This window comes from Nonomuraea sp. NPDC049309 (genome assembly GCF_043196965.1).
Lineage (GTDB): Bacteria > Actinomycetota > Actinomycetes > Streptosporangiales > Streptosporangiaceae > Nonomuraea > Nonomuraea fastidiosa.
In genome coordinates, this window is record NZ_JBICSH010000001.1 from 913,310 (window position 1) to 931,285 (window position 17,976).

General features: G+C 73.1%; 19 protein-coding genes. 14 read left to right on the plus strand and 5 right to left on the minus strand.

Annotated elements, in window-relative coordinates; translation table 11 throughout:
* Positions 1-20: 20 nt before the first annotated feature.
* The 6 genes from ACGFIM_RS04340 (at position 21) to ACGFIM_RS04365 (ending at position 5,941) form a co-directional block, all read left to right on the plus strand.
* Entirely contained in the window at positions 21-230 is a 210-nt protein-coding gene (locus ACGFIM_RS04340; RefSeq protein ID WP_393194391.1) for an MbtH family protein, read from the plus strand.
* Between the two features lie 49 nt (positions 231-279).
* Entirely contained in the window at positions 280-1,557 is a 1,278-nt protein-coding gene (locus ACGFIM_RS04345; protein ID WP_393194394.1) for a cytochrome P450, read from the plus strand.
* Between the two features lie 193 nt (positions 1,558-1,750).
* The gene (locus ACGFIM_RS04350; RefSeq protein ID WP_393194397.1) at positions 1,751-2,809 is read left to right on the plus strand and encodes an LLM class flavin-dependent oxidoreductase; all 1,059 of its coding nucleotides are present in this window, start codon (positions 1,751-1,753) and stop codon (positions 2,807-2,809) included.
* A gap of 314 nt (positions 2,810-3,123) precedes the next feature.
* Positions 3,124-4,131 carry an ABC transporter substrate-binding protein gene (locus ACGFIM_RS04355; protein WP_393194400.1) on the plus strand — a complete coding sequence of 336 codons (1,008 nt, stop codon included), beginning with the start codon at positions 3,124-3,126 and terminating at the stop codon, positions 4,129-4,131.
* A complete protein-coding gene (locus ACGFIM_RS04360; protein WP_393194403.1) occupies positions 4,128-5,204 on the plus strand; it encodes a FecCD family ABC transporter permease in 1,077 nt (358 codons plus the stop codon). Before ACGFIM_RS04355 ends, ACGFIM_RS04360 begins: the two co-directional genes overlap by 4 nt.
* The gene (locus tag ACGFIM_RS04365; protein ID WP_393194406.1) at positions 5,201-5,941 is read left to right on the plus strand and encodes an ABC transporter ATP-binding protein; all 741 of its coding nucleotides are present in this window, start codon (positions 5,201-5,203) and stop codon (positions 5,939-5,941) included. Before ACGFIM_RS04360 ends, ACGFIM_RS04365 begins: the two co-directional genes overlap by 4 nt.
* A gap of 149 nt (positions 5,942-6,090) precedes the next feature.
* Here ACGFIM_RS04365 and ACGFIM_RS04370 read toward each other — a convergent pair whose 3' ends face one another.
* Both ACGFIM_RS04370 and ACGFIM_RS04375 read right to left on the minus strand, forming a co-directional pair.
* Positions 6,091-6,321: a hypothetical protein gene (locus ACGFIM_RS04370; RefSeq protein ID WP_393194409.1), complete on the minus strand. Its 231-nt coding sequence runs from the start codon at positions 6,319-6,321 to the stop codon at positions 6,091-6,093.
* A 202-nt stretch (positions 6,322-6,523) separates the two neighbouring features.
* Complete coding sequence (locus ACGFIM_RS04375) at positions 6,524-6,703, minus strand: hypothetical protein (RefSeq protein ID WP_393194412.1); 180 nt, start codon at positions 6,701-6,703, stop codon at positions 6,524-6,526.
* 175 nt (positions 6,704-6,878) lie between these two features.
* Here ACGFIM_RS04375 and ACGFIM_RS04380 point away from each other — a divergent pair, with 175 nt between their 5' ends.
* Positions 6,879-8,672: an alpha/beta fold hydrolase gene (locus tag ACGFIM_RS04380; RefSeq protein WP_393194415.1), complete on the plus strand. Its 1,794-nt coding sequence runs from the start codon at positions 6,879-6,881 to the stop codon at positions 8,670-8,672.
* 138 nt (positions 8,673-8,810) lie between these two features.
* Here the strand turns inward: ACGFIM_RS04380 and ACGFIM_RS04385 are convergent, their stop codons facing one another.
* Positions 8,811-10,310, minus strand: coding sequence for an MFS transporter (locus tag ACGFIM_RS04385; protein ID WP_393194418.1), 1,500 nt, complete (start codon positions 10,308-10,310; stop codon positions 8,811-8,813).
* Positions 10,311-10,520: 210 nt separating this feature from the next.
* On the opposite strand from ACGFIM_RS04385, the gene ACGFIM_RS04390 reads away from it, so the two are divergent.
* The 6 genes from ACGFIM_RS04390 (at position 10,521) to ACGFIM_RS04415 (ending at position 14,362) form a co-directional block, all read left to right on the plus strand.
* On the plus strand, positions 10,521-11,171 hold the full coding sequence (locus ACGFIM_RS04390; protein ID WP_393199624.1) for a TetR/AcrR family transcriptional regulator: 651 nt from the start codon (positions 10,521-10,523) through the stop codon (positions 11,169-11,171).
* A 552-nt stretch (positions 11,172-11,723) separates the two neighbouring features.
* The gene (locus ACGFIM_RS04395) at positions 11,724-12,209 is read left to right on the plus strand and encodes an RrF2 family transcriptional regulator (protein ID WP_393194421.1); all 486 of its coding nucleotides are present in this window, start codon (positions 11,724-11,726) and stop codon (positions 12,207-12,209) included.
* Between the two features lie 86 nt (positions 12,210-12,295).
* A complete protein-coding gene (locus tag ACGFIM_RS04400) occupies positions 12,296-12,736 on the plus strand; it encodes a carboxymuconolactone decarboxylase family protein (RefSeq protein WP_393194424.1) in 441 nt (146 codons plus the stop codon).
* A gap of 314 nt (positions 12,737-13,050) precedes the next feature.
* Positions 13,051-13,350: a histidine kinase dimerization/phospho-acceptor domain-containing protein gene (locus ACGFIM_RS04405; RefSeq protein WP_393194427.1), complete on the plus strand. Its 300-nt coding sequence runs from the start codon at positions 13,051-13,053 to the stop codon at positions 13,348-13,350.
* Between the two features lie 177 nt (positions 13,351-13,527).
* Positions 13,528-14,022: an SDR family NAD(P)-dependent oxidoreductase gene (locus tag ACGFIM_RS04410; RefSeq protein WP_393194430.1), complete on the plus strand. Its 495-nt coding sequence runs from the start codon at positions 13,528-13,530 to the stop codon at positions 14,020-14,022.
* Between the two features lie 58 nt (positions 14,023-14,080).
* Positions 14,081-14,362 (plus strand): hypothetical protein, encoded by a 282-nt coding sequence (locus ACGFIM_RS04415; protein ID WP_393194433.1) that lies wholly within the window; start codon positions 14,081-14,083, stop codon positions 14,360-14,362.
* A gap of 5 nt (positions 14,363-14,367) precedes the next feature.
* Here ACGFIM_RS04415 and ACGFIM_RS04420 read toward each other — a convergent pair whose 3' ends face one another.
* Together ACGFIM_RS04420 and ACGFIM_RS04425 are read right to left on the minus strand one after the other, a co-directional pair.
* Positions 14,368-14,538, minus strand: a complete 171-nt coding sequence (locus ACGFIM_RS04420) for a hypothetical protein (protein ID WP_393194436.1) — start codon at positions 14,536-14,538, stop codon at positions 14,368-14,370.
* A 156-nt stretch (positions 14,539-14,694) separates the two neighbouring features.
* On the minus strand, positions 14,695-15,240 hold the full coding sequence (locus tag ACGFIM_RS04425; protein ID WP_393194439.1) for a TetR/AcrR family transcriptional regulator: 546 nt from the start codon (positions 15,238-15,240) through the stop codon (positions 14,695-14,697).
* Between the two features lie 96 nt (positions 15,241-15,336).
* Between ACGFIM_RS04425 and ACGFIM_RS04430 the strand changes: the two genes are divergently transcribed.
* A complete protein-coding gene (locus ACGFIM_RS04430) occupies positions 15,337-17,850 on the plus strand; it encodes a molybdopterin-dependent oxidoreductase (protein ID WP_393194442.1) in 2,514 nt (837 codons plus the stop codon).
* Positions 17,851-17,976: the final 126 nt, after the last annotated feature.

Below are 17,976 nucleotides of genomic sequence, written 5' to 3' on the forward strand. Positions count from 1 at the left end.
ACCCGTAGAGAGGAACGAGCATGACCAACCCCTTCGACGACGCCGACGGCCGCTTCCTGGTGCTGGTCAACCCGGAGAACCAGCACTCGCTGTGGCCGTCGTTCGCGCCGGTGCCCGCCGGGTGGACCGTCGTGCTGCCCGAGACCACCCGCGCCGCCTGCCTGGAGTACATCGAGACCCACTGGACGGACCTGCGGCCCAGGTCGCTGGCCGAGACCATGGACTCATGACCTGATCTCCCGCCCGTTTACGAGCCGCCGCTCTGGGCAGACGCGCCGCATGCCTGTTGTGGACCAGACGCTGATGTTGTTGCTCAAGGGATACGCCTGGCTCCCCGATCTGCGCAGGCGGGCGGCCGGCGACGTGGTGCGCACCCGCGTGCTCGGCCGGCGGGCGACCGCCCTGTGCGGTCCCGACGCCGCGCGGTTCTTCTACGACGAGGACAACGTGCGGCGGCGGGCCGCGCTGCCCGGCCCGGTCAAGAGCACGCTGTTCGGCCACGGCTCGGTCCACGGCCTGGACGGCGCCACGCACCGGGCGCGCAAGGCGATGTTCACCTCGCTGTTCAGCGGGCCCGCCGTGGCCGCGCTGGTCGCGCACGTCACCACCGAATGGGATCTCGCGGTGGCGTCCTGGCAGGGGCGGCCGGTGGTGCTGTTCGACGAGAGCGCCCTGGTGCTGACCAGGGCCGTGTGCGAGTGGACCGGCCTGGCCGTGGACGATACGGACCTGCCGGGGCTGGCCGCCGACCTGGTCGCGATGGTGGACGGCCTCGGCACCGCCGGGCCCCGCCACTGGCGGGCCAGGCAGGCGCGGATGCGCCGCGAAGCCTGGCTGGAGCGGCTGGTCCGCGACCTGCGCAACGGCTGCGAGCAGGCGCCGCCCGACTCCGCCTTCGAGGTGGTGGCCGTGCACCGCGACGCCGGCGGCCGGCCGCTGCGCCCGCGCGTGGCGGCCGTGGAGCTGCTCAACGTGCTCCGGCCGACCGTGGTGGTCTCGTGGCTCGTCACGTACGCGGCGCACGCCCTGTACCGCTGGCCGGAGCATCGTGCCCGGCTGGCGAGCGGCGACCAGGAGTTCGCCGAGGCGTTCGCGCACGAGCTGCGGCGCTTCTACCCGTTCGCGCCGCTGCTCGGCGGCCGGGCCGCGCGCGACCTCGACTGGCGCGGCACGCACATCCCCCGCGGGTCGCTGATTCTGCTGGACGTGTACGGCCAGCACCACGACCCGAGGTACTGGCGCGACCCGTACACGTTCGACCCCCGCCGCTTCCTCGGCGCCGCCCCGGGCCCGCACGACCTCATCCCCCAGGGCGGCGGCGACGTACACGGCGGCCACCGCTGCCCCGGCGAAGCGCTCACCATGGCGCTGCTGCGCGCCCTCACGCCCCGCCTGGCCAGGCTGGACTATGAGGTGCCGCCCCAGAACCTGACCATCTCCCTGCGCCGCATGCCCGCCCGTCCGGCCAGCGGCTTCGTCCTCACCCCCGCCCGCCCGGCGTCCCCGTCCTCCTCGCCTCCTCCCCTCCCCCGCGCCGGGGGCCGCACCCCCGCCTGACCGTCCGCCGTGCGGGGGCCTGGGCGGCGAACCCGCGGCTCGCGCGAGCACATCGGGGGCCGGCGCCACCTGCTCGGCTCTGAGTGCGCTGAGAGTTTGTCTCGGACGCTTCCGTGGCGGCCCATCCGTATTTTATGCTTTTCCTACCCGAACACTGGGTTATTGTCGCCGACCGGAACAGGAAGACGCACCGATGAGCTCCGAGTTCCTCTGGTACATCCCGAACCAGAACGACCCAGGCCACCGCGGCGACGACGTCGTGGAGGGCCACAACAGCCTGGAGACCCTCACCGGCCACGCCCTGGCACTGGAGAAGCACGGCTGGGAGGGGGCGCTCATCGGCACCGGCTGGGGGCGCCCCGACACCTTCACCGTCGCCACGGCCCTGGCCGCGCGCACGACGACGTTCCGGCCGCTGATCGCCGTACGGCCCGGCTACTGGCATCCCGCCAAGTTCGCCTCCGCCGCCGCCACCCTCGACCACCTGACCGGCGGGCGGGTGCTGGTCAACATCGTCTCCGGCAAGGACAACCTCGCCGCGTACGGCGACAGCGAGGGCGACCAGGCGCAGCGCTACGCCCGTACCCGCGAGTTCCTGCAGATCGTGCGGCGGCTGTGGACCGAGGAGGACGTCACCTTCCACGGCGAGCACTTCCAGGTCACCGGCTCCACCGTCCGGCCGCGCCCGGTCGTCAGGGGCGAGCGCCGCCACCCGAGGCTCTACTTCGGCGGCGCGTCCGAAGCGGCCGAGCGGGTGGCCGCGACGGACGCCGACGTGCAGCTCTTCTGGGGCGAGCCGCTCGACGGGATCGCCGAGCGCATCGACCGGCTCAAGACGCTCAGCGAACGCCTCGGCAGGGAGCTGCCGCCGCTGGAGTTCGGGCTGCGGGTGACCACGTTCGTCCGCGACACCACCGAGCAGGCGTGGGCCGACGCCGAGGCCAAGGTCGCCAAGATGGCGCGGGACGACAACTTCCGCGACCCCAACCGGCACACCGCCGTCGGCCAGCAGCGCCTGCTCGACCTGGCCGCCCGCGGCGAGGTGCTCGACGACAACCTCTACACCGCGCCCGGCAGGTACGGCGGCGGCGGAGCCGGCACCACGTGGCTCGTCGGCTCGCCCGAGGACGTCGCCAAGGCCCTGCGCCGCTACCAGGCGCTCGGCATCACGCACTTCATCCTGTCCGACACGCCGTACCTGCCGGAGATCAAGCGCCAGGGCGAGCAGCTCCTGCCGCTGCTCCGGGACTGACGCCGCCCCGCACGGGCGTCGCGCCCCCCTGGGTCGCCTGCGGGGTCCTTCGGCCCGGCGGGCTGCTCCTTCCTTCCGCGATCCGGCTCTCGGCCCGGCGGGTTCCTCCTGTCCCGCCGGGCCTCTTCGCGTCTTCGCGAGGCGGCAGCACAGCCGGCCTTCAGTAGTTGCAAGTTGCTCGCAACTAAGAGACTTGTGCAGAATGTGGTCCCGTCAGACGATCTCGCACGACCACCGGAGACTCGCCGCATGAGCCGCCCGCCGCGTACCGCCCCCGACTCCCCCTCCCGCGACCCGCAGGCGGTGTCCGGCTCATGAGGAGGCTGCTCGCCCTGGTGGCGGCCCTGGCGCTCACCGCCGCCTGCGGGCAGGCGCCCGCCGCCCCCGAGCCTCGGGAGCGGGCGACGGCGGCCGGCTTCCCCGTCACGGTGGAGAACTGCGGCCGCACGCTCACCTTCGACCGCCCGCCGTCCAAGGTGGTGACCGGCTACCACCCGTCGCTGGAGACGCTGCTCGCGCTCGGGCTGGGCGACCGGGTGGCGGGGCGCACGTCCTTCGGGGAGAGCGCGTTCCTGCCCGGCCAGAAGGAGCAGTACGACAGGATCCCGCAGATCTCCGACACGATCATGCTGCCGCAGAAGGAGGTCATGCTCGCCCAGGGCGCGGATTTCGTGCTGGACAACAGCATGGCGAGCTTCGAGGCGGCCGGCGGCTACGCGACCGTGGAGGAGCTGGACGCGGCCGGCAGCCCCGTCTACATCCTGGGCGGCTGGTGCAGCCCCGAGGAGGTGCTGCGGTTCACCATCGACGACACGTTCACCGACCTGCGGAACCTCGGCAAGATCTTCGGCGTCTCCGACCGGGCCGAGAAGCTGATCGCCGACCTGCGAGAGCGGCTCGCGGACGTGAAGAAGCGGGTCGAGGGCCGCACGCCGGTCACGGTGCTCGCCACGGACGGCGGCAAGGGCCCCGTCAACGCCTACGGAGGCGCGGGCATCACGAACCAGATGATCGAGCTGGCGGGCGGCGTCAACGTGCTCAAGGACGTCAAGGCCGACTACACCGAGGTCAGCGCCGAACGGGTGAGCGCGTCGCAGCCGGAGGCGCTGCTGGTCAGCGACTACGCCACGCTGCGCGGCAAGGACATGCCGAGCTCGCGGGCCAAGGCGGAGGAGGCGTTCGCGATCGCGAGGAACAGCCCGGCGGCCAAGGCCGGGCGGTGGCTCGCGCTGCCGGTCGCGGCGCAGCATCCCGGCTATCGCAACATCCTGGCCGTCACCGACATCGCCAGGTTCCTGCACCCGGACGCGTTCGGCCGATGACCCCTCCGCGTGATCCCGTCGCGGGCGGGCGGCGCGCGAGCCGGTTCGCCGTGCTCGTGGCCATGCTCGCGCTCTCCATCGTCGCCTCGACCTGGCTGGCGGTGAGCATCGGCGCGGTGCGGGTGGCACCGGGGCAGGTGTGGGGCATCGTGGTCGACAGGCTCGTCCCGGGTGCGCTCCCCCGCACGTGGACGCCCGTCCAGGAGCAGATCGTGTGGGAGTTCCGGCTGCCGCGCGCGCTGCTGGCGCTGCTCGTCGGCGCCGGGCTCGCCGTGGTGGGCGCGGTGCTCCAGGCGCTCGTACGCAACCCGCTGGCCGACCCGTTCCTGCTCGGCATCTCCTCCGGGGCGTCGTTCGGCGCGGTGCTGGTGGCCATCCTGGGCGCCTCGGCGCTCGGCGGGCTGTCGATGTCGGCCGCCGCGTTCGCCGGCTCGCTGCTCGCGCTCGGCCTGGTCTACCTGCTCGCGCAGAAGTCGGGGCGGCTCACGCCGTCGCGGCTGGTGCTCGCCGGGGTGGCGCTGGCGTACCTGTTCCAGGCGGCGTACTCCTTCGTGCTGCAGCTCGCCCAGAGCGGGCGGGCGGCGCAGCAGGTGCTGTTCTGGCTGATGGGCAGCCTCGGCGGGGCTCGCTGGCACCTGCTGCCGGTGCCGGCCGCCGTGCTGGCGTGCGGGGTGGCGTACCTGCTGACGCAGCACCGCCCGCTGAACGCGCTGGCCGCCGGCGAGGAGACGGCCGTGTCGCTCGGCGTGAACGTCGCCCGCTTCCGCCTGACGCTGTTCGTGCTGACCTCCCTGCTGGTGGGCGTGCTGGTGGCCACGAGCGGCGCGATCGCGTTCGTCGGACTGATCGTGCCGCACGCCGCCCGGCTGCTCGTCGGTGCCGACCACCGCCGGGTGCTGCCCGTGACGGCGCTGCTCGGCGCGGTGTTCCTGCAGCTTGTGGACGTCGCCGCGCGCACCGTCAACGCGCCGCAGGAGCTGGCGCTCAGCATCGTGACGGCGCTGTTCGGGGTGCCGTTCTTCCTGTGGCTGCTGCGCCGCAGGTCCGCGGAGCGGGCGGTGAGCGTCACGTGAGGCTGCGGCTGAACGGCGTGTCCGTCGCGGCCGAGGGCACCCCGATCGTGTACGACGCCGCACTGGAGGTGGGTGACGGCGAGTTCGTCGCGCTGGTCGGGCCGAACGGGTGCGGCAAGTCCACGCTGCTGCGCTCGATCTACCGCGCGTTGCGGCCCTCTGCGGGGCTGATCAGCGTGGACGGCGACGACGTGCACCGGCTGCCCGCGCGCGAGGCGGCCCGCAGGACCGCGGTCGTCGCCCAGGAGACGCCGGCCGACCTGGACTTCACGGTGGCGGAGATCGTCCGGATGGGGCGCACGCCGTACCGGGCGGACTCGGCCGTGGACGCGGAGCTGTGCGGGCGGGCGCTCGACCGGGTCGGCATGTCCGGCGCCGCCGGGCGGATCTTCGCCACGCTGTCCGGCGGCGAGAAGCAGCGCGTGCTGCTGGCCCGCGCGCTCGCCCAGGACACCCGGCTGCTCCTGCTCGACGAGCCCACCTCCCACCTCGACATCCGCCACCAGCTCGAACTCCTGCACCTGGTGCGCGAGCTGGGCATCGCGACCCTGGCCGTGCTGCACGACCTCAACCAGGCCGCCGCGTTCTGCGACCGCCTCTACGTCATGAACGCGGGCCGCATCGTCGCCGGCGGCCCGCCCGGCGAGGTGCTCACCGCCGAGCTGATCGCGCGGGTGTACGGCGTCCGCGCGACCCGCCGCGCCCAGCTCGTCTTCGAACGCCTGAAGGAGGACTGACGCCGTCGCGGCCGGGCCGTAGATACCCGTCCCGCCGCCGGCCTCGGCATGCTCGCCGTCGCGATACCGGCCCCGCCGGGCGCCGGCCTCTGCCGGGAACGCCCGGCGGGCCGCCGGTCCCCGTCTCAAAGCCGCTGGGCCGAAGCGGGTCAGTCGGTGGGTTCGGCGTCAGGACGGATCTCCCCGTCGTCGGTCCGCGCCTCGCGCCGCTCGTCCTCGACCTTCTGCTCGAGGTCGGGCGGTGGATCGATGGGTTCGGCCGGGATGGGGCGGCGGCTGGCTCTCAGCTCGATGCCGGCCCGCTTGGCGATCGTGTCGCTCTCCCCGTTCACCTTGCCGACGGCCGGGGGCAGCGTGGCGCTTTCGTCCTGTCGTGTCATGCCGGATCACTGCCCGGGAACGGGGTGGGCAGTCCAGACACGGGACGCACAAAACGGACATATGCATAGATTTGGGGCGACACGGGTAGGTTGACGGGCAGGGATCGATTGCCCACCCCACAAGGAGTGCTCCGGCTGTGGGGAAAGCAGCCGGAGCACTCCTTGCCTCGGCTCACCAGGACCCGGCGAACGCCCCTTCCGCTCAGGCCGGGACCTCGGCGACGAAGCAGAGGAAGCGCAGCGCGTTCGCGAACTTCTGGAACGACTCCTCATCGGGGAACCTGTCGCGGGCCGGCGAGTCGCCCTTCGGCTCGGTGATGGCGGCCAGGCGAAGCCCACGCCGATGAACGCGTCCGTCATCGACTGCGGCGACCGGCGCCACACGGTCATCGGATACGCCTCGCCGCCGCACGTCCACTCGTCGGTGGAGCCAATGGTCGCGCGGTAACAGGGCCGGGGCTCCTGGGCATCCATACGTCGGTCATCGTGCCGGCCAGTGATCCACTGTCGGTGCCGGGTGATATGCCGGAGGTTGTCATCGCATCAAGGAGGCATCGATGGCTGAGTCCCGCACGGCGATTCTCGACGGCTTGCGCATGCACTACCTCATCGAGGGCGACGGCCCGCTGCTGGTGCTGCTGCACGGGTGGCCGCAGACCGGCCACTGCTGGCGGCGGATCATGCCGGAGCTGGCGAAGCGGTTCACGGTCGTGGCGCCCGACCTGCGCGGCTACGGCCTGACGGACAAACCCACGAGCGGCTATGACAAGCGCACGATGGCGGCCGACGTCCGCGCGCTCGTGCGCTCGCTCGGCCACACGACGGTGACCCTGGTGGGCCACGACCGCGGCGCGCGGGTCGCCCATCGCTACGCGCTCGACCACCCCGGCGAGGTGGAGCGCCTGGTGGTCATGGACATCGTGCCGACCAGGGAGATGTGGGCGCGTTTCGACATGAAGACCGGCGTGGCGCGCGGCACCTGGCACTGGACGTTCCACCTGCAGCCCGACCTGCCGGAGCTGCTGGCGGGCCACGACGTGCGCGGCTACCTCGGCTACTTCTTCGACAAGTGGACGGTGCACCGGGCCGGGCTCGACGTCGATGAGTACGTCAGGGCGTTCGAGCGGCCGGGCGCGCTGCGTGCGGGCTTCGACGACTACCGCGCCTCGTTCCCCGACGACGCCGAGCACGACGAGGCCGACTGGCGGGCGGGCCGGCGGCTGGAGATGCCGGTGCTGGCGCTGTGGGGTTCCGCGGGCCTGCTGGGCACGCTGCCGGTGCTCGACATCTGGCGCAGATACGCGCGTGACGTGCGCGGCACGGTCATCCCCGAGTGCGGTCACTTCCTGGCCGAGGAGCGCCCCGACGTGGTGCTCGCGCACCTGCGCGACTTCTTCGACGGCCCGCCCGAGCCCGCGCGGCCGAAGGAGCGGCCGGTGCGCCAGGACGTGACACTCGACGAGATCCAGATCCGCGACCCGTTCCTGCTCAGCGCAGGCTCCGCCTACTGGCTGTACGGCAGCACCGACCCCGACATCTGGTCGGGCCCGGGCGTGGGCTTCGACACCTACCGCAGCGAGGACCTGCGCACATGGGAGGGGCCGTTCCCGGCGTTCCGCCCGCCCGCGAAGTTCTGGAGCGAGGGCCGGTTCTGGGCGCCGGAGGTCCACGCGTACGGCGGCCGCTACCACATGTTCGCCACGTTCACCGCGCCCGACGGCTACCGGGGCACACAGGTGCTGGTGTCCGACACGCCGCAGGGGCCGTTCCAGCCGTGGAGCGACGGCGCGGTCACCCCGCGCAAGTGGCAGTGCCTCGACGGCACGCTGTTCGTGGACGAGGCGGGCGATCCCTGGATCGTCTACTGCCAGGAGTGGCAGCAGGTGCACGACGGCGCCATGTGGGCGCAGCGCCTCAGCGCCGACCTGCGCGAGACGGCCGGCACGCCGGTCTTCCTGTTCAACGCCTCCGACGCGCCCTGGGTCAGGCCGCTCGACCGCCCGTCCACGCGCGATGCGAAGTTCCCGTCGTACGTCACGGACGGCCCGTTCCTGTTCCGGCTGTCCAGCGGCCACCTGCTGATGCTGTGGTCCAGTTACGGCGAGAAGGGCTACGCGATGGGCATCGCCCACTCCGAGAGCGGGCAGGTGACCGGGCCGTGGACGCAGGAGGAGCGGCCGCTGTGGGCGGAGGACGGCGGCCACGGCATGATCGTGCGGCTGCGCGACGGCTCGCTCGCCCTCACCCTGCACCAGCCGAACGACTCGCCGAACGAGCGGGCCGTCATCCGTCCGCTGGTCGAGCACGAGTCGACGGTCACCCTGGCCGAGCCGTCCGGCGACCGATCCTGACGGCCGGCGGCCCGCGCTTGTCCACGTGACCGCGCTCCTCGCTGATCGGACAGCCGTAGGCGCTGCCCTGACCGCCGGCCGAGCGCCAGTAGTCGCCGATGAGGCCGCCGCGGGCCGCGATGAGGGCGGAGCCGCAGGCTAGGCAGGGCCGCCGTGCGGGGCGGGTGCGGCGTGCCGGGGCGTGTCTCCGTGCGAGGCGTGGTGGTGCGGCCCGCCGTGCGCGGCCGGCGCGGCGGATCGCGTACGGCGGGGCAGGAAGAACGCGATCAGGAACGCCAGCAGCGCCGCGCCGCCGCCGATGGCGAGCACCACGCGGAAGCCGTCGTCCGACGGCAGCTCGGCGGGCCCGAACCTGATCGTCATCCCCGCCAGGACGGCCCCCGCCACGGCGCTGGAGACGGAGGTGCCGATGGCGCGCATGAGCGTGTTGAGGCTGTTGGCCGCGGCCGTCTCGCCGACCGGCACGGCGGCCATCACCAGGGCGGGCATGGACGCGTACGAGAAACCGATGCCGGCGCCGATGACGACCGAGACCAGCACGAGGTGCCAGACCTCCGACATGAGCACGATGTTGAGCCCGTAGCCGCCGGCCACGATGAGCGCGCCGATCATCAGCGTCAGCTTGGGTCCGCGGGCGGCCGTCACCCGGGCCGCGACCGGCGAGAGCAGCAGCATGACCAGGCCCGACGGCGCCATCACCAGGCCGGCCACCAGCATCGACCGGCCGAGCCCGTAGCCGGTGGCCTCGGGCAGCTGCAGGATCTGCGGCAGCACCAGCGACATCGCGAACATCGAGAAGCCGAGCATGATCGAGGCGAGGTTCGTCAGCAGCACCTGGCGGCGCGCGGTGGTGCGCAGGTCCACCATCGGTTCGCGGGTGCGCAGCTCCCACCAGCCCCACAGCGCCAGCACCACGACCGCCCCGGCGAACAGGCCGATCGTCAGCGCGTCCGTCCAGCCCCAGTCGGAGCCCTTGGAGATGGCCAGCAGCAGGGCCACCAGGGCGGCCGACAGCCCCATGGCGCCGACCAGGTCGAAACGGCCGCCGCTGCGTACCGCCGACTCCGGCACGAGCGTCACCACCAGCACGAACGCGACGGCGCCCAGCACCGCGGCGGTCCAGAACAGCATGTGCCAGTCGAAGTTCTCGGCGAGCAGCGCGGCGGCGGGCAGGCCGAGCGCGCCGCCCACGCCGAGCGAGGAGCTCATGGACGCGATCGCCGAACCGAGCCGCGCGGGAGGCAGCTCGTCACGCATGATGCTGATGCCGAGCGGGATGACGCCCGAGGCGAGGCCCTGCAGCGCACGTCCGGCGATCATGGGCGGCAGCGAATCGCTCAGCCCACACATGACCGAGCCGGCGACCAGCATGACCAGGCTCAACAGCAGCATGCGGCGCTTGCCGTACATGTCGCCGAGCCGTCCCATCACCGGCGTGGCCGCGGCGCTGGCCAGCAGCGTCGCCGTGACCGCCCAGGCGGTGTCGCCCGCCGGGGCGCCGAGCAGCGCGGGCAGCTCGGGCACCAGCGGGATCACCAGGGTCTGCATCAGCGACACCGCGATCCCGCTGAAGGCGAGCACCACGACGAACGTGGACGCCCGTGGCGGACCGGCCGCGCCGGCGGACGGGTTGGTCATACGGAGGCCTCCGGTTCGGTGGCGAGGGAGACGGCAGCGCGTCGTGGAGCACGAATTAATTCAACCGCTTGAGTTAAGTTACCAAGATCGATATTTCCGGCTCGTTGCGCCCTTGGTAACCGCAGCGGAATTTGGCGAAGCCGCCCGCGACTGGAATCATGACGCCGGACGTCGGGCGCAGGGCAAGCGAGCAGTTCCGGTGCGGTGATGATGATGAGCAGGACCATCCGGGCCGAGCGCGTCGGCGTGACCCGCGAGCAGATCCTCACGGCGGCCGAACGGCTGTTCGCCGAGTACGGCGTGTGCGCCGCGTCCAACCGGCGCATCAGCGAGGCCGCCGGGCAGGGCAACACCGCGGCCGTCGGCTACCACTTCGGCGGCAAGGCCGACCTCGTCAGAGCGATCGTGCGCCGGCACGCCGAGCCCATCGAGGAGCTGCGCGCCCGCATGGTGACCGCCGCCGAGAGGTCGGGCGACGTACGCGCCTGGGTCTCGTGCATGGTGCGCCCGGTCACCGAACACCTCGCCGCGCTCGGCTCCCCCACCTGGTACGCCCGCTTCCTCGCCCAGGTGGGCACCGACCCTGCGCTCTGCGAGATCCTCGACGAGGAGAACCGCACGTCGCCGTCCCTGCGCCGGGCCGTCGAGGGGTTCACCCGCTGTCTGCCCGGCCTGCCCGCCGCCGTCCAGGACGAGCGCGGCGCGATGACGCGCCAGCTCATCCTGCACACCTGCGCGGAGCGCGAACGCGCCCTGGCGCGGGGCGCGGCCACACCCCGGGCGAGCTGGCACGACGCCGCGACCGGCCTCATCGACGCCCTCGTCGGCCTCTGGCTCGCCCCACCCACCCACCCCACCTGACCCGCGCTCCGGCCACCACTTCTCCCGGCTTGTCGACCGCGCCCTCGCACCCCGCCCCTCCTACCGCCCCGCCCGCATCCCCGCCGCCCACCCCTCCCGGCTTGTCGGCCGCGCCCCGCCCGCATCTCGCCGCCACAACGGCCCCGCGCTGCAGCCGCCTCGGTTACGGTCCGCCCGGTCACCGTCCTCGGGCCGCTCACTCACCGCACCGTCCGGAACGGCGACAGCCGAGTATCCTCGCCGTCGCTCCCCGGCCCTCACCGGCCACGCCCTGACGCTGGAGAGGCACGGCTGCGAAGGGGGCGCTCGACGGCACCTGGCCGAGGGCGCCGCAGGGCCCCCGAGCTGCAACGCCCGCTCGGGGCCGCACGGGGTGCCTCACGTCACCGGGACTCGCCCGTTCGCCGTCATCGACGGCGTCCCCGCTCACCTCACCCTCATCGACGGCGCCCCCGCCCACCTTGCCGTCCGGACCCCTGGTGGCAGACGAGCGCCCGCGACGCGACGTCCAGGGTTGCCAGACGCAATCCTGGAGGTCTAGTATCCAGATTCATGAGGATGAGCGAAGGCGTGGAGTGGGCGATGCACAGTTGCCTCAACCTCGCCTGGCTCGACTCGGACGAGGCGATGACCGCGGCACGGCTGGCGGCGTTCTACGACCTGCCACCGGCGTACCTGAACAAGCAGCTTCAGGCGCTGGCGCGGGCAGGCATCCTCACCTCGACGCCGGGCCCGCGCGGCGGGTTCAGGCTGGCCCGCCCGCTCGAGCGGATCACGCTGCTCGACGTGGTGACGGCGATCGAGGGTCCCGGGGATGCGTTCCGCTGCGAGCAGGTGCTGCGCAACGGGCCCGAGGGGCGGGACGACGTCGACTATCGCAAGTCGTGCTTCATCTCGCAGGCGATGCGGCAGGCCGAGCTGGCCTGGCGCAGGGAGCTGGCGGGCCAGACCTTGGCCGACATCAAGGCGAAGGTGGAGCGCGCCTCCCCCGGCACGCCCAAGGCCACGCGCGAGTGGTTCGCCCGCCGCAGGTCCTGACGGCGAGCGGCCCTCTCGAGGCCTTTCGTTTCGTCTAATTCTGGATATCAAATACCCAAGTTATCGACAAAAGGAGTGGCGACATCATGCGCATGGACGTCAAGCGCCCCGCGGCCGAAGGTCTGAAGGGCATGTACGCGGTGGAGGCGTACCTGAACGCGGGCCCGGTGCCCCGCACCACGCTCGATCTGCTGCGGCTGAGGGTCAGCCAGATCAACGGCTGCGCCTTCTGCGTGGACATGCACGCCAAGGAGGCCAAGGAGGCGGGCGTGCCCGAGCGGAAGCTGCACGCGCTCGCCGCGTGGCGGGACGCCCCGTTCTTCACCGACGAGGAACGCGCCGCGCTGGCCCTCGCCGAGGCGGCGACCAGGCTGGCCGACAACCCGGAGGGCGTGCCGGACGACGTGTGGGACGCCGCGGCCGACGTGTACGACGAGGAGCAGCTTGCCGTGCTGGTGGTGGCGACCGCCCAGATCAACGCGTGGAACCGGCTGAACGTCACCGTCCGCAACGCCCCCGCGGCGTGAGACCGGGGCGGCGCGCCTGGGGACCGATCCGCCCCGGCACGCCCGCACCGCAACGCCTCCCGGCGGGCCGCGCCGCCCGGCCTCCGGCGCGGCCCGGATCGTCACAGCCCCCGGCGGGGGCGCCGCACGACTGAGGCGTGCCCGCGCCGCAACGCCCTCCGGCGGGCCGCGCCGCCCGGCCTCGGTGGGCCCGCGTGGGTGGTACCGCCGGTCCTAGTCTGCGCAGGGCCAGCTCACGCGCCCCGTCGAGGGCCCTCTGGCGTCGAACATGGAAGGGAGGGCCTGCAGACGGAGAGGGAGTCAGCGAGATGTGCATGACGGCGCCGCCGGGGCCGTACGTACGCGACCGCCCCCTGTCGGAGGAGATGCGCCGGCTGGGCGCGGACGCCGGGCACGCGCTGCGCACGCCGGTCACCGCACTGCGCGTGGAGCTGGAGGAGGCCAGGCTACACCCCGACCAGGTCGATCTGGACGCGCTGCTCGGCCGCGCCATCGACGCCGTCACCCGGCTGGAGCACGTCATCGAGCAGCTGCGGCTGCCGGCCGACCCGTCGCCGGGCGTCGTGTACGGCTGCCGGTTCGGGGAGCACCTGCGCGGCTCGCATCCCCGGTGAGGAGCCTGGCCGGGGCCTTGCCTCGCTCACTGGTGGTGGGCGGCGGCACGGCCCCGGACCGTTCCTCCTACTCTACCCGCCGCCGGTCGGCGGAGCGGCGGCCCTGCGGCAGTCGCGCGGGGCGAGGCCCGTCACACGGCCAGGAGCACTACCGCCGAAGTGCTCGAAGGCGTCGATGTGACCGGCCGACGGATGATCGTGACCGGCGGAGCGTCCGGGATCGGGCTGGAGACCGTACGCGCTCTGCGGGGTGCCGGGGCGGACGTCACGGTCGCCACCCGCAACCCGGCCGCCGGCGAGCGGCGGCTCGATCTCAGCGATCTCGGTTCCGTACGCGCGTTCGCCGCCTCCTGGAGCGGCCCGCTGCACGCGGTCGTCGCCAACGCCGGTGTCATGGCGCTGCCCACCCGCCAGATCGCGGCGAAGGGCCGGGAGCTGCGGCTCGCCACGAACTTCCTCGGCCACTTCGCCCTGGTCACGGCTCTGCGCGAGAACCTGCGGCAGGCCGGAGACGCGCGGGTGGTCGTGGTCGGCTCAGGCGCGCAGCTGCGGGAGCCGTTCGACTTCGACGATCCGCATTTCGAGCGGCGCCCGTACGACCCGTGGGCGGCGTACGCGCAGTCGAAGACGGCCGGGGTGCTGCTCGCGGTCGGCGCGGCGCTGGGCGGGTGACGACATCACCGCCAACGCCCTCGAACCCGGCTATGTCCACACGAACCTTCAGCGGCACGTGGACGCGGCGACGATGCGGGCCATGGGCGCGATGGACGAGCAGGGCCGCCTGTTGACGCCCGGCTGCTTCAAGACGCCGGAGCAGGGGGCCGCCACCTCGGTGCTGCTCGCCGGATCTCCGCTGGTGAAGGGCGTGACCGGCCGGTATTTCTCCGGCGACCAGGAGGCCGAGGTGGTCCGGGGCGGGCCCGAGGTGATGACGGGTGTGGCGTCGTGGTCGGTGGACCCGGACGCGACGGACCGGCTCTGGGCGTACGCGCACGCGGCGATCACCGCCTGAAAGTCTCAAAGGATGCCGCGCTCATGAGCCCGCTGCCGTCCCGGCCGCGCCTGCCCGCCCTGGACGAGCCGACCCACGGTGAGCCGTTCGCGCGGCTCGTCGAGCAGGAGGGCCGCCGGTGCGTCGCGATCGAGGGCGGCTGCTCGACGGGTGAACGACCACGTCACCCCGGGCACGGGCGATATGGACGATCCGGCTCTGGATCATGAGCGGCAACCGCCACGTCGCCCTGGACGGGCTCCCGCCGCTGCCGGAGCGCCCCCGGCCATGGGACGGTCGAGGTCGCCGACGCCCTCGGGATGATCGGCCTGTCCCGCTGGTAGCAGAGGGGGTCAGGGGCGGGCGGCGCGGCTGACCATCACGTCGATGATGTCGTCCGTACTGATCCCCTTGTGCGTGAAGTCGCTCACCGTGACCAGCTCCGCCACTCCGTGCGCGCTGGCCAGCAGGGCCGCGAGCGCGGCCTTGTGGCGGGGGCCCGAGCCGTCGATGTCGACGCTCAGCGCGGACAGGATCTCGTCGATGGCCCGCTCCACCTCGGGATGCCGTCCGGCGACGAACATCGACGAGAACACCAGCCGGTACTCCTCGGGGTGTTCCACGGCGTAGTCGACATAGCTGCGGTAGAAGGCGCGCAACCGCTCCTCCTGGCTGCCCTGCGAGAGCACCGCGGCGGTGATGCGGGCGGCGATGTCGGTCATGATGCGCGCGGCGACCGCCGCGAGCAGCGCCGTCTTGTCGGCGAAGTGGCGGTAGGGGGCCATGCGCGACAACCCGGCCAGCTCGCCGACCGCGCGCAGCGTCACGCCTTCGAGCCCCTGCTCGCGCAGCAACGTCAGCGCGCTCTCTATCAGCCGGGACCTGGTGCCGTCGATCATGCCCTAACTCTCTCACGACCTTCGGTGTTGACAACGTCAGCATCGTTGTTGACACTGTCCACATACCCCGATGTTGACAGTGTCAGCAGGAGAGCCATGAAAATCACGGTGAACGGCGAGCCGCACGAGGTGGCCGCCGGACGCGACGACCCTGTGGTGGACGTCCTGCGCGACGGCCTGGGCCTGACCGGGACCAAGGCCGTCTGCCGTACGGGCGTGTGCGGGGCGTGCACGATCGCGGTCGACGGCACCCCGCAGGCCGCCTGCCTGCTGCCGGCCGCGGCGGTGGAGGGACGCGCCCTGACCACCGCGGAAGGACTCGACCATCCCGTCCAGCGGGCCTTCGCCGCCCACGACGGCCTGCAGTGCGGATACTGCACGCCCGGCTTCGTGGTGGAGGCGGCCGCCTTCGTGGACGCCTGGCGGGCCGCGCACGGCGACGTCGAGCCGCCCAGGGAGGAGATCGCCGCGGCCCTGGCCGGCCATCTGTGCCGGTGCGGCGCGTACGGGGGCATCTACGAGGCGGTCGCGGCGGCCTGCCGGGGCGAGCACGACGGCGGTGACGTCACGCCCGCCAGGGTCGAGGCCATGGAGAAGATCACCGGACGCGCCCGCTACACGACGGACGTCCGGCTGGACGGCATGCGCGAAGGGGTGATCATCCGCTCGGCGCGGGCCCACGCGCGGGTCACCTCGGTGGAGGTGGACGGCTCCCCCGTCGTGGACCTGCTGCCGGAGGACCGGATCGTCCGTTACGCCGGGCAGCCGATCGCCGCCGTCGCCGCCGCGACCCGCACGGAGGCCGAGGCGATCGCCGCGAACGCGCGGATCGGGTACGAGCCGCTGCCCGCCGCGCTCGATGACGACCCGGACGCCCCGCCGGTCTACGACGAGCGGAGCAGGAAGAACGCGCCCAGCTCCAGCGAGGGCGTACTGGTGCCCGGCGCATGGAACGGCAACCTGCGCGGGCCGTTCAGCGGGCTGAGCAAGCGGGCGGGCAAGGCGGCCGAGCTGATCGACGCGGCCCGGCGGCGCGGCGATCCGCTGCTGGTGACGGGCACGTTCAGCACCGCCGTGCAGGTGCACACGCCGCTGGAGCCGCACGCCTGCGTGGCCAGGTGGGACGAGCACGGCGACCTCCACCTGCACCTGTCCACCCAGACGGTGGCCATCGCCGCCGAGCAGGCCGCCAAGCGCTGGAAGCTCGACCCGAGCCGGGTGCACGTCGTCGCCGAGCACGTGGGCGGCGGGTTCGGCGCCAAGTCCGGCATCACCGTGGAGGCGATCGCGGCGGCCGAGCTGGCGCGGGCCTGCGGCGCGCCCGTACGCGTGGTGTTCAGCCGCGCGGAAGAGCTGACCGACGCGGGCGGCCGGCCCGGCAGCACCACGAACATCGCGCTCCTGGCCGATCGGGACGGGAAGCTCGCCGCGCTCGCCGTGGACGTGCGCGGCCGCGGCGGCGTCGCCATCGGAGGGATGTCCGCGGCGCTGGCCCGCTTCGTGTACGGCACCGCGCCCCGGCGGCTGCGCGACTACGACGTCGTCACCAACGAGCCGCCCGGCACGCCCTTCAGGGGACCCGGCGCCCCGCCGGTGCTGTGGGCGCTGGAGCAGGCCGTGGACGAGATGGCGCACCGCCTCGACGTGGACCCGATCGTGCTGCGCCGCCGCTGGGACGGCAACTCCAAGCGGCACGCGCTCTACGAGCGGGCGCTGCGGCTGCCCGTCTGGCGCGACCGGCCGCGCAGCGGGTCGCAGACCGGACGGTTCCGGCGCGGGGTCGGCGTGGCCATGGCGAACTGGATCTACGCGATCACCCCGGCGACCCAGGTCGAGCTGGAGGTCGTGGAGGACGTGGTCGTGGCCCGCACCGCCACCCAGGACATCGGGACCGGCGTGCGCAGCGTCATCGCCGGCGTCCTGCGGGAGGAGCTGGGCCTGCCCGCCGAGCGGATCCGCGTCGAGATCGGCACCTCCTCGGCGCCGCCCGGCCCGCCCTCGCTGGGCAGCCGCAGCACCACCTCGGTGGCCCCGGCCGCCCGGGACGCCGCCCGCCGCCTGCTCGCCCAGGGCATCAAGCCCGGCGCCAAGGTCGTCGGCAAGCGGGGGCGCGACCGGGGCGGCTACGTGACGCCGTTCCCGCTGAACGGCATGGCGGTCGGGCGCGGGTTCAGCGGCGCGGTGCACGTCACCGAGGTCGAGGTGGACACCAGGTTCGGCACGGTCAGGCCGCTCAGCGTCTGGGGCGGCATCACGGCCGGGCGCATCTATGCGGAAAAGCCCGCGCGCAACCAGTGCGAGGGCGGCATCATCCAGGGCATCGGGTACGCCCTGTACGAGGAACGCCTCACCGACCCCGTCACCGGCACCATCCTCACCTCGAATCTGGAGGACTACCGCATCCCCGTCATCGGCGACGTACCGGAGATCACCCTGTACTTCCACCAGGAGGGGTGGGACCACGTCAACGGGGGCGGCGTCGGGCTCGGCGAGGTCTCCACGGTCGGGGTGGCCGCCTCGGTGGCCAACGCCGTGTACAACGCGACGGGCTGGCGGCCCCGCGACCTCCCGATCCGCCCGGACCGCGTCCTTCAGGGCCTCTCCCGGTGACCTCTCCGCCCGCTCCCGGGCGAACGTTCCCCTCTCGAAGGCCGCCCCGGCCCCCTGTGCGCCGGCCGCCCTCGCCCCGCAGGACCTGTGCCAGGGGCGGCGGCTCCACGCTTCCGATCCGTTCCG

Coding starts and splice junctions, on each gene's coding strand:
- ACGFIM_RS04340 (WP_393194391.1), top strand. CDS start 21: ATGACCAACCCCTTCGACGACGCCGACGGCCGCTTCCTGGTGCTGGTC.
- ACGFIM_RS04345 (WP_393194394.1), top strand. CDS start 280: ATGCCTGTTGTGGACCAGACGCTGATGTTGTTGCTCAAGGGATACGCC.
- ACGFIM_RS04350 (WP_393194397.1), top strand. CDS start 1,751: ATGAGCTCCGAGTTCCTCTGGTACATCCCGAACCAGAACGACCCAGGC.
- ACGFIM_RS04355 (WP_393194400.1), top strand. CDS start 3,124: ATGAGGAGGCTGCTCGCCCTGGTGGCGGCCCTGGCGCTCACCGCCGCC.
- ACGFIM_RS04360 (WP_393194403.1), top strand. CDS start 4,128: ATGACCCCTCCGCGTGATCCCGTCGCGGGCGGGCGGCGCGCGAGCCGG.
- ACGFIM_RS04370 (WP_393194409.1), bottom strand. CDS start 6,321: ATGACACGACAGGACGAAAGCGCCACGCTGCCCCCGGCCGTCGGCAAG.
- ACGFIM_RS04380 (WP_393194415.1), top strand. CDS start 6,879: ATGGCTGAGTCCCGCACGGCGATTCTCGACGGCTTGCGCATGCACTAC.
- ACGFIM_RS04385 (WP_393194418.1), bottom strand. CDS start 10,310: ATGACCAACCCGTCCGCCGGCGCGGCCGGTCCGCCACGGGCGTCCACG.
- ACGFIM_RS04390 (WP_393199624.1), top strand. CDS start 10,521: ATGATGAGCAGGACCATCCGGGCCGAGCGCGTCGGCGTGACCCGCGAG.
- ACGFIM_RS04395 (WP_393194421.1), top strand. CDS start 11,724: ATGAGGATGAGCGAAGGCGTGGAGTGGGCGATGCACAGTTGCCTCAAC.
- ACGFIM_RS04400 (WP_393194424.1), top strand. CDS start 12,296: ATGCGCATGGACGTCAAGCGCCCCGCGGCCGAAGGTCTGAAGGGCATG.
- ACGFIM_RS04405 (WP_393194427.1), top strand. CDS start 13,051: ATGACGGCGCCGCCGGGGCCGTACGTACGCGACCGCCCCCTGTCGGAG.
- ACGFIM_RS04425 (WP_393194439.1), bottom strand. CDS start 15,240: ATGATCGACGGCACCAGGTCCCGGCTGATAGAGAGCGCGCTGACGTTG.
- ACGFIM_RS04430 (WP_393194442.1), top strand. CDS start 15,337: ATGAAAATCACGGTGAACGGCGAGCCGCACGAGGTGGCCGCCGGACGC.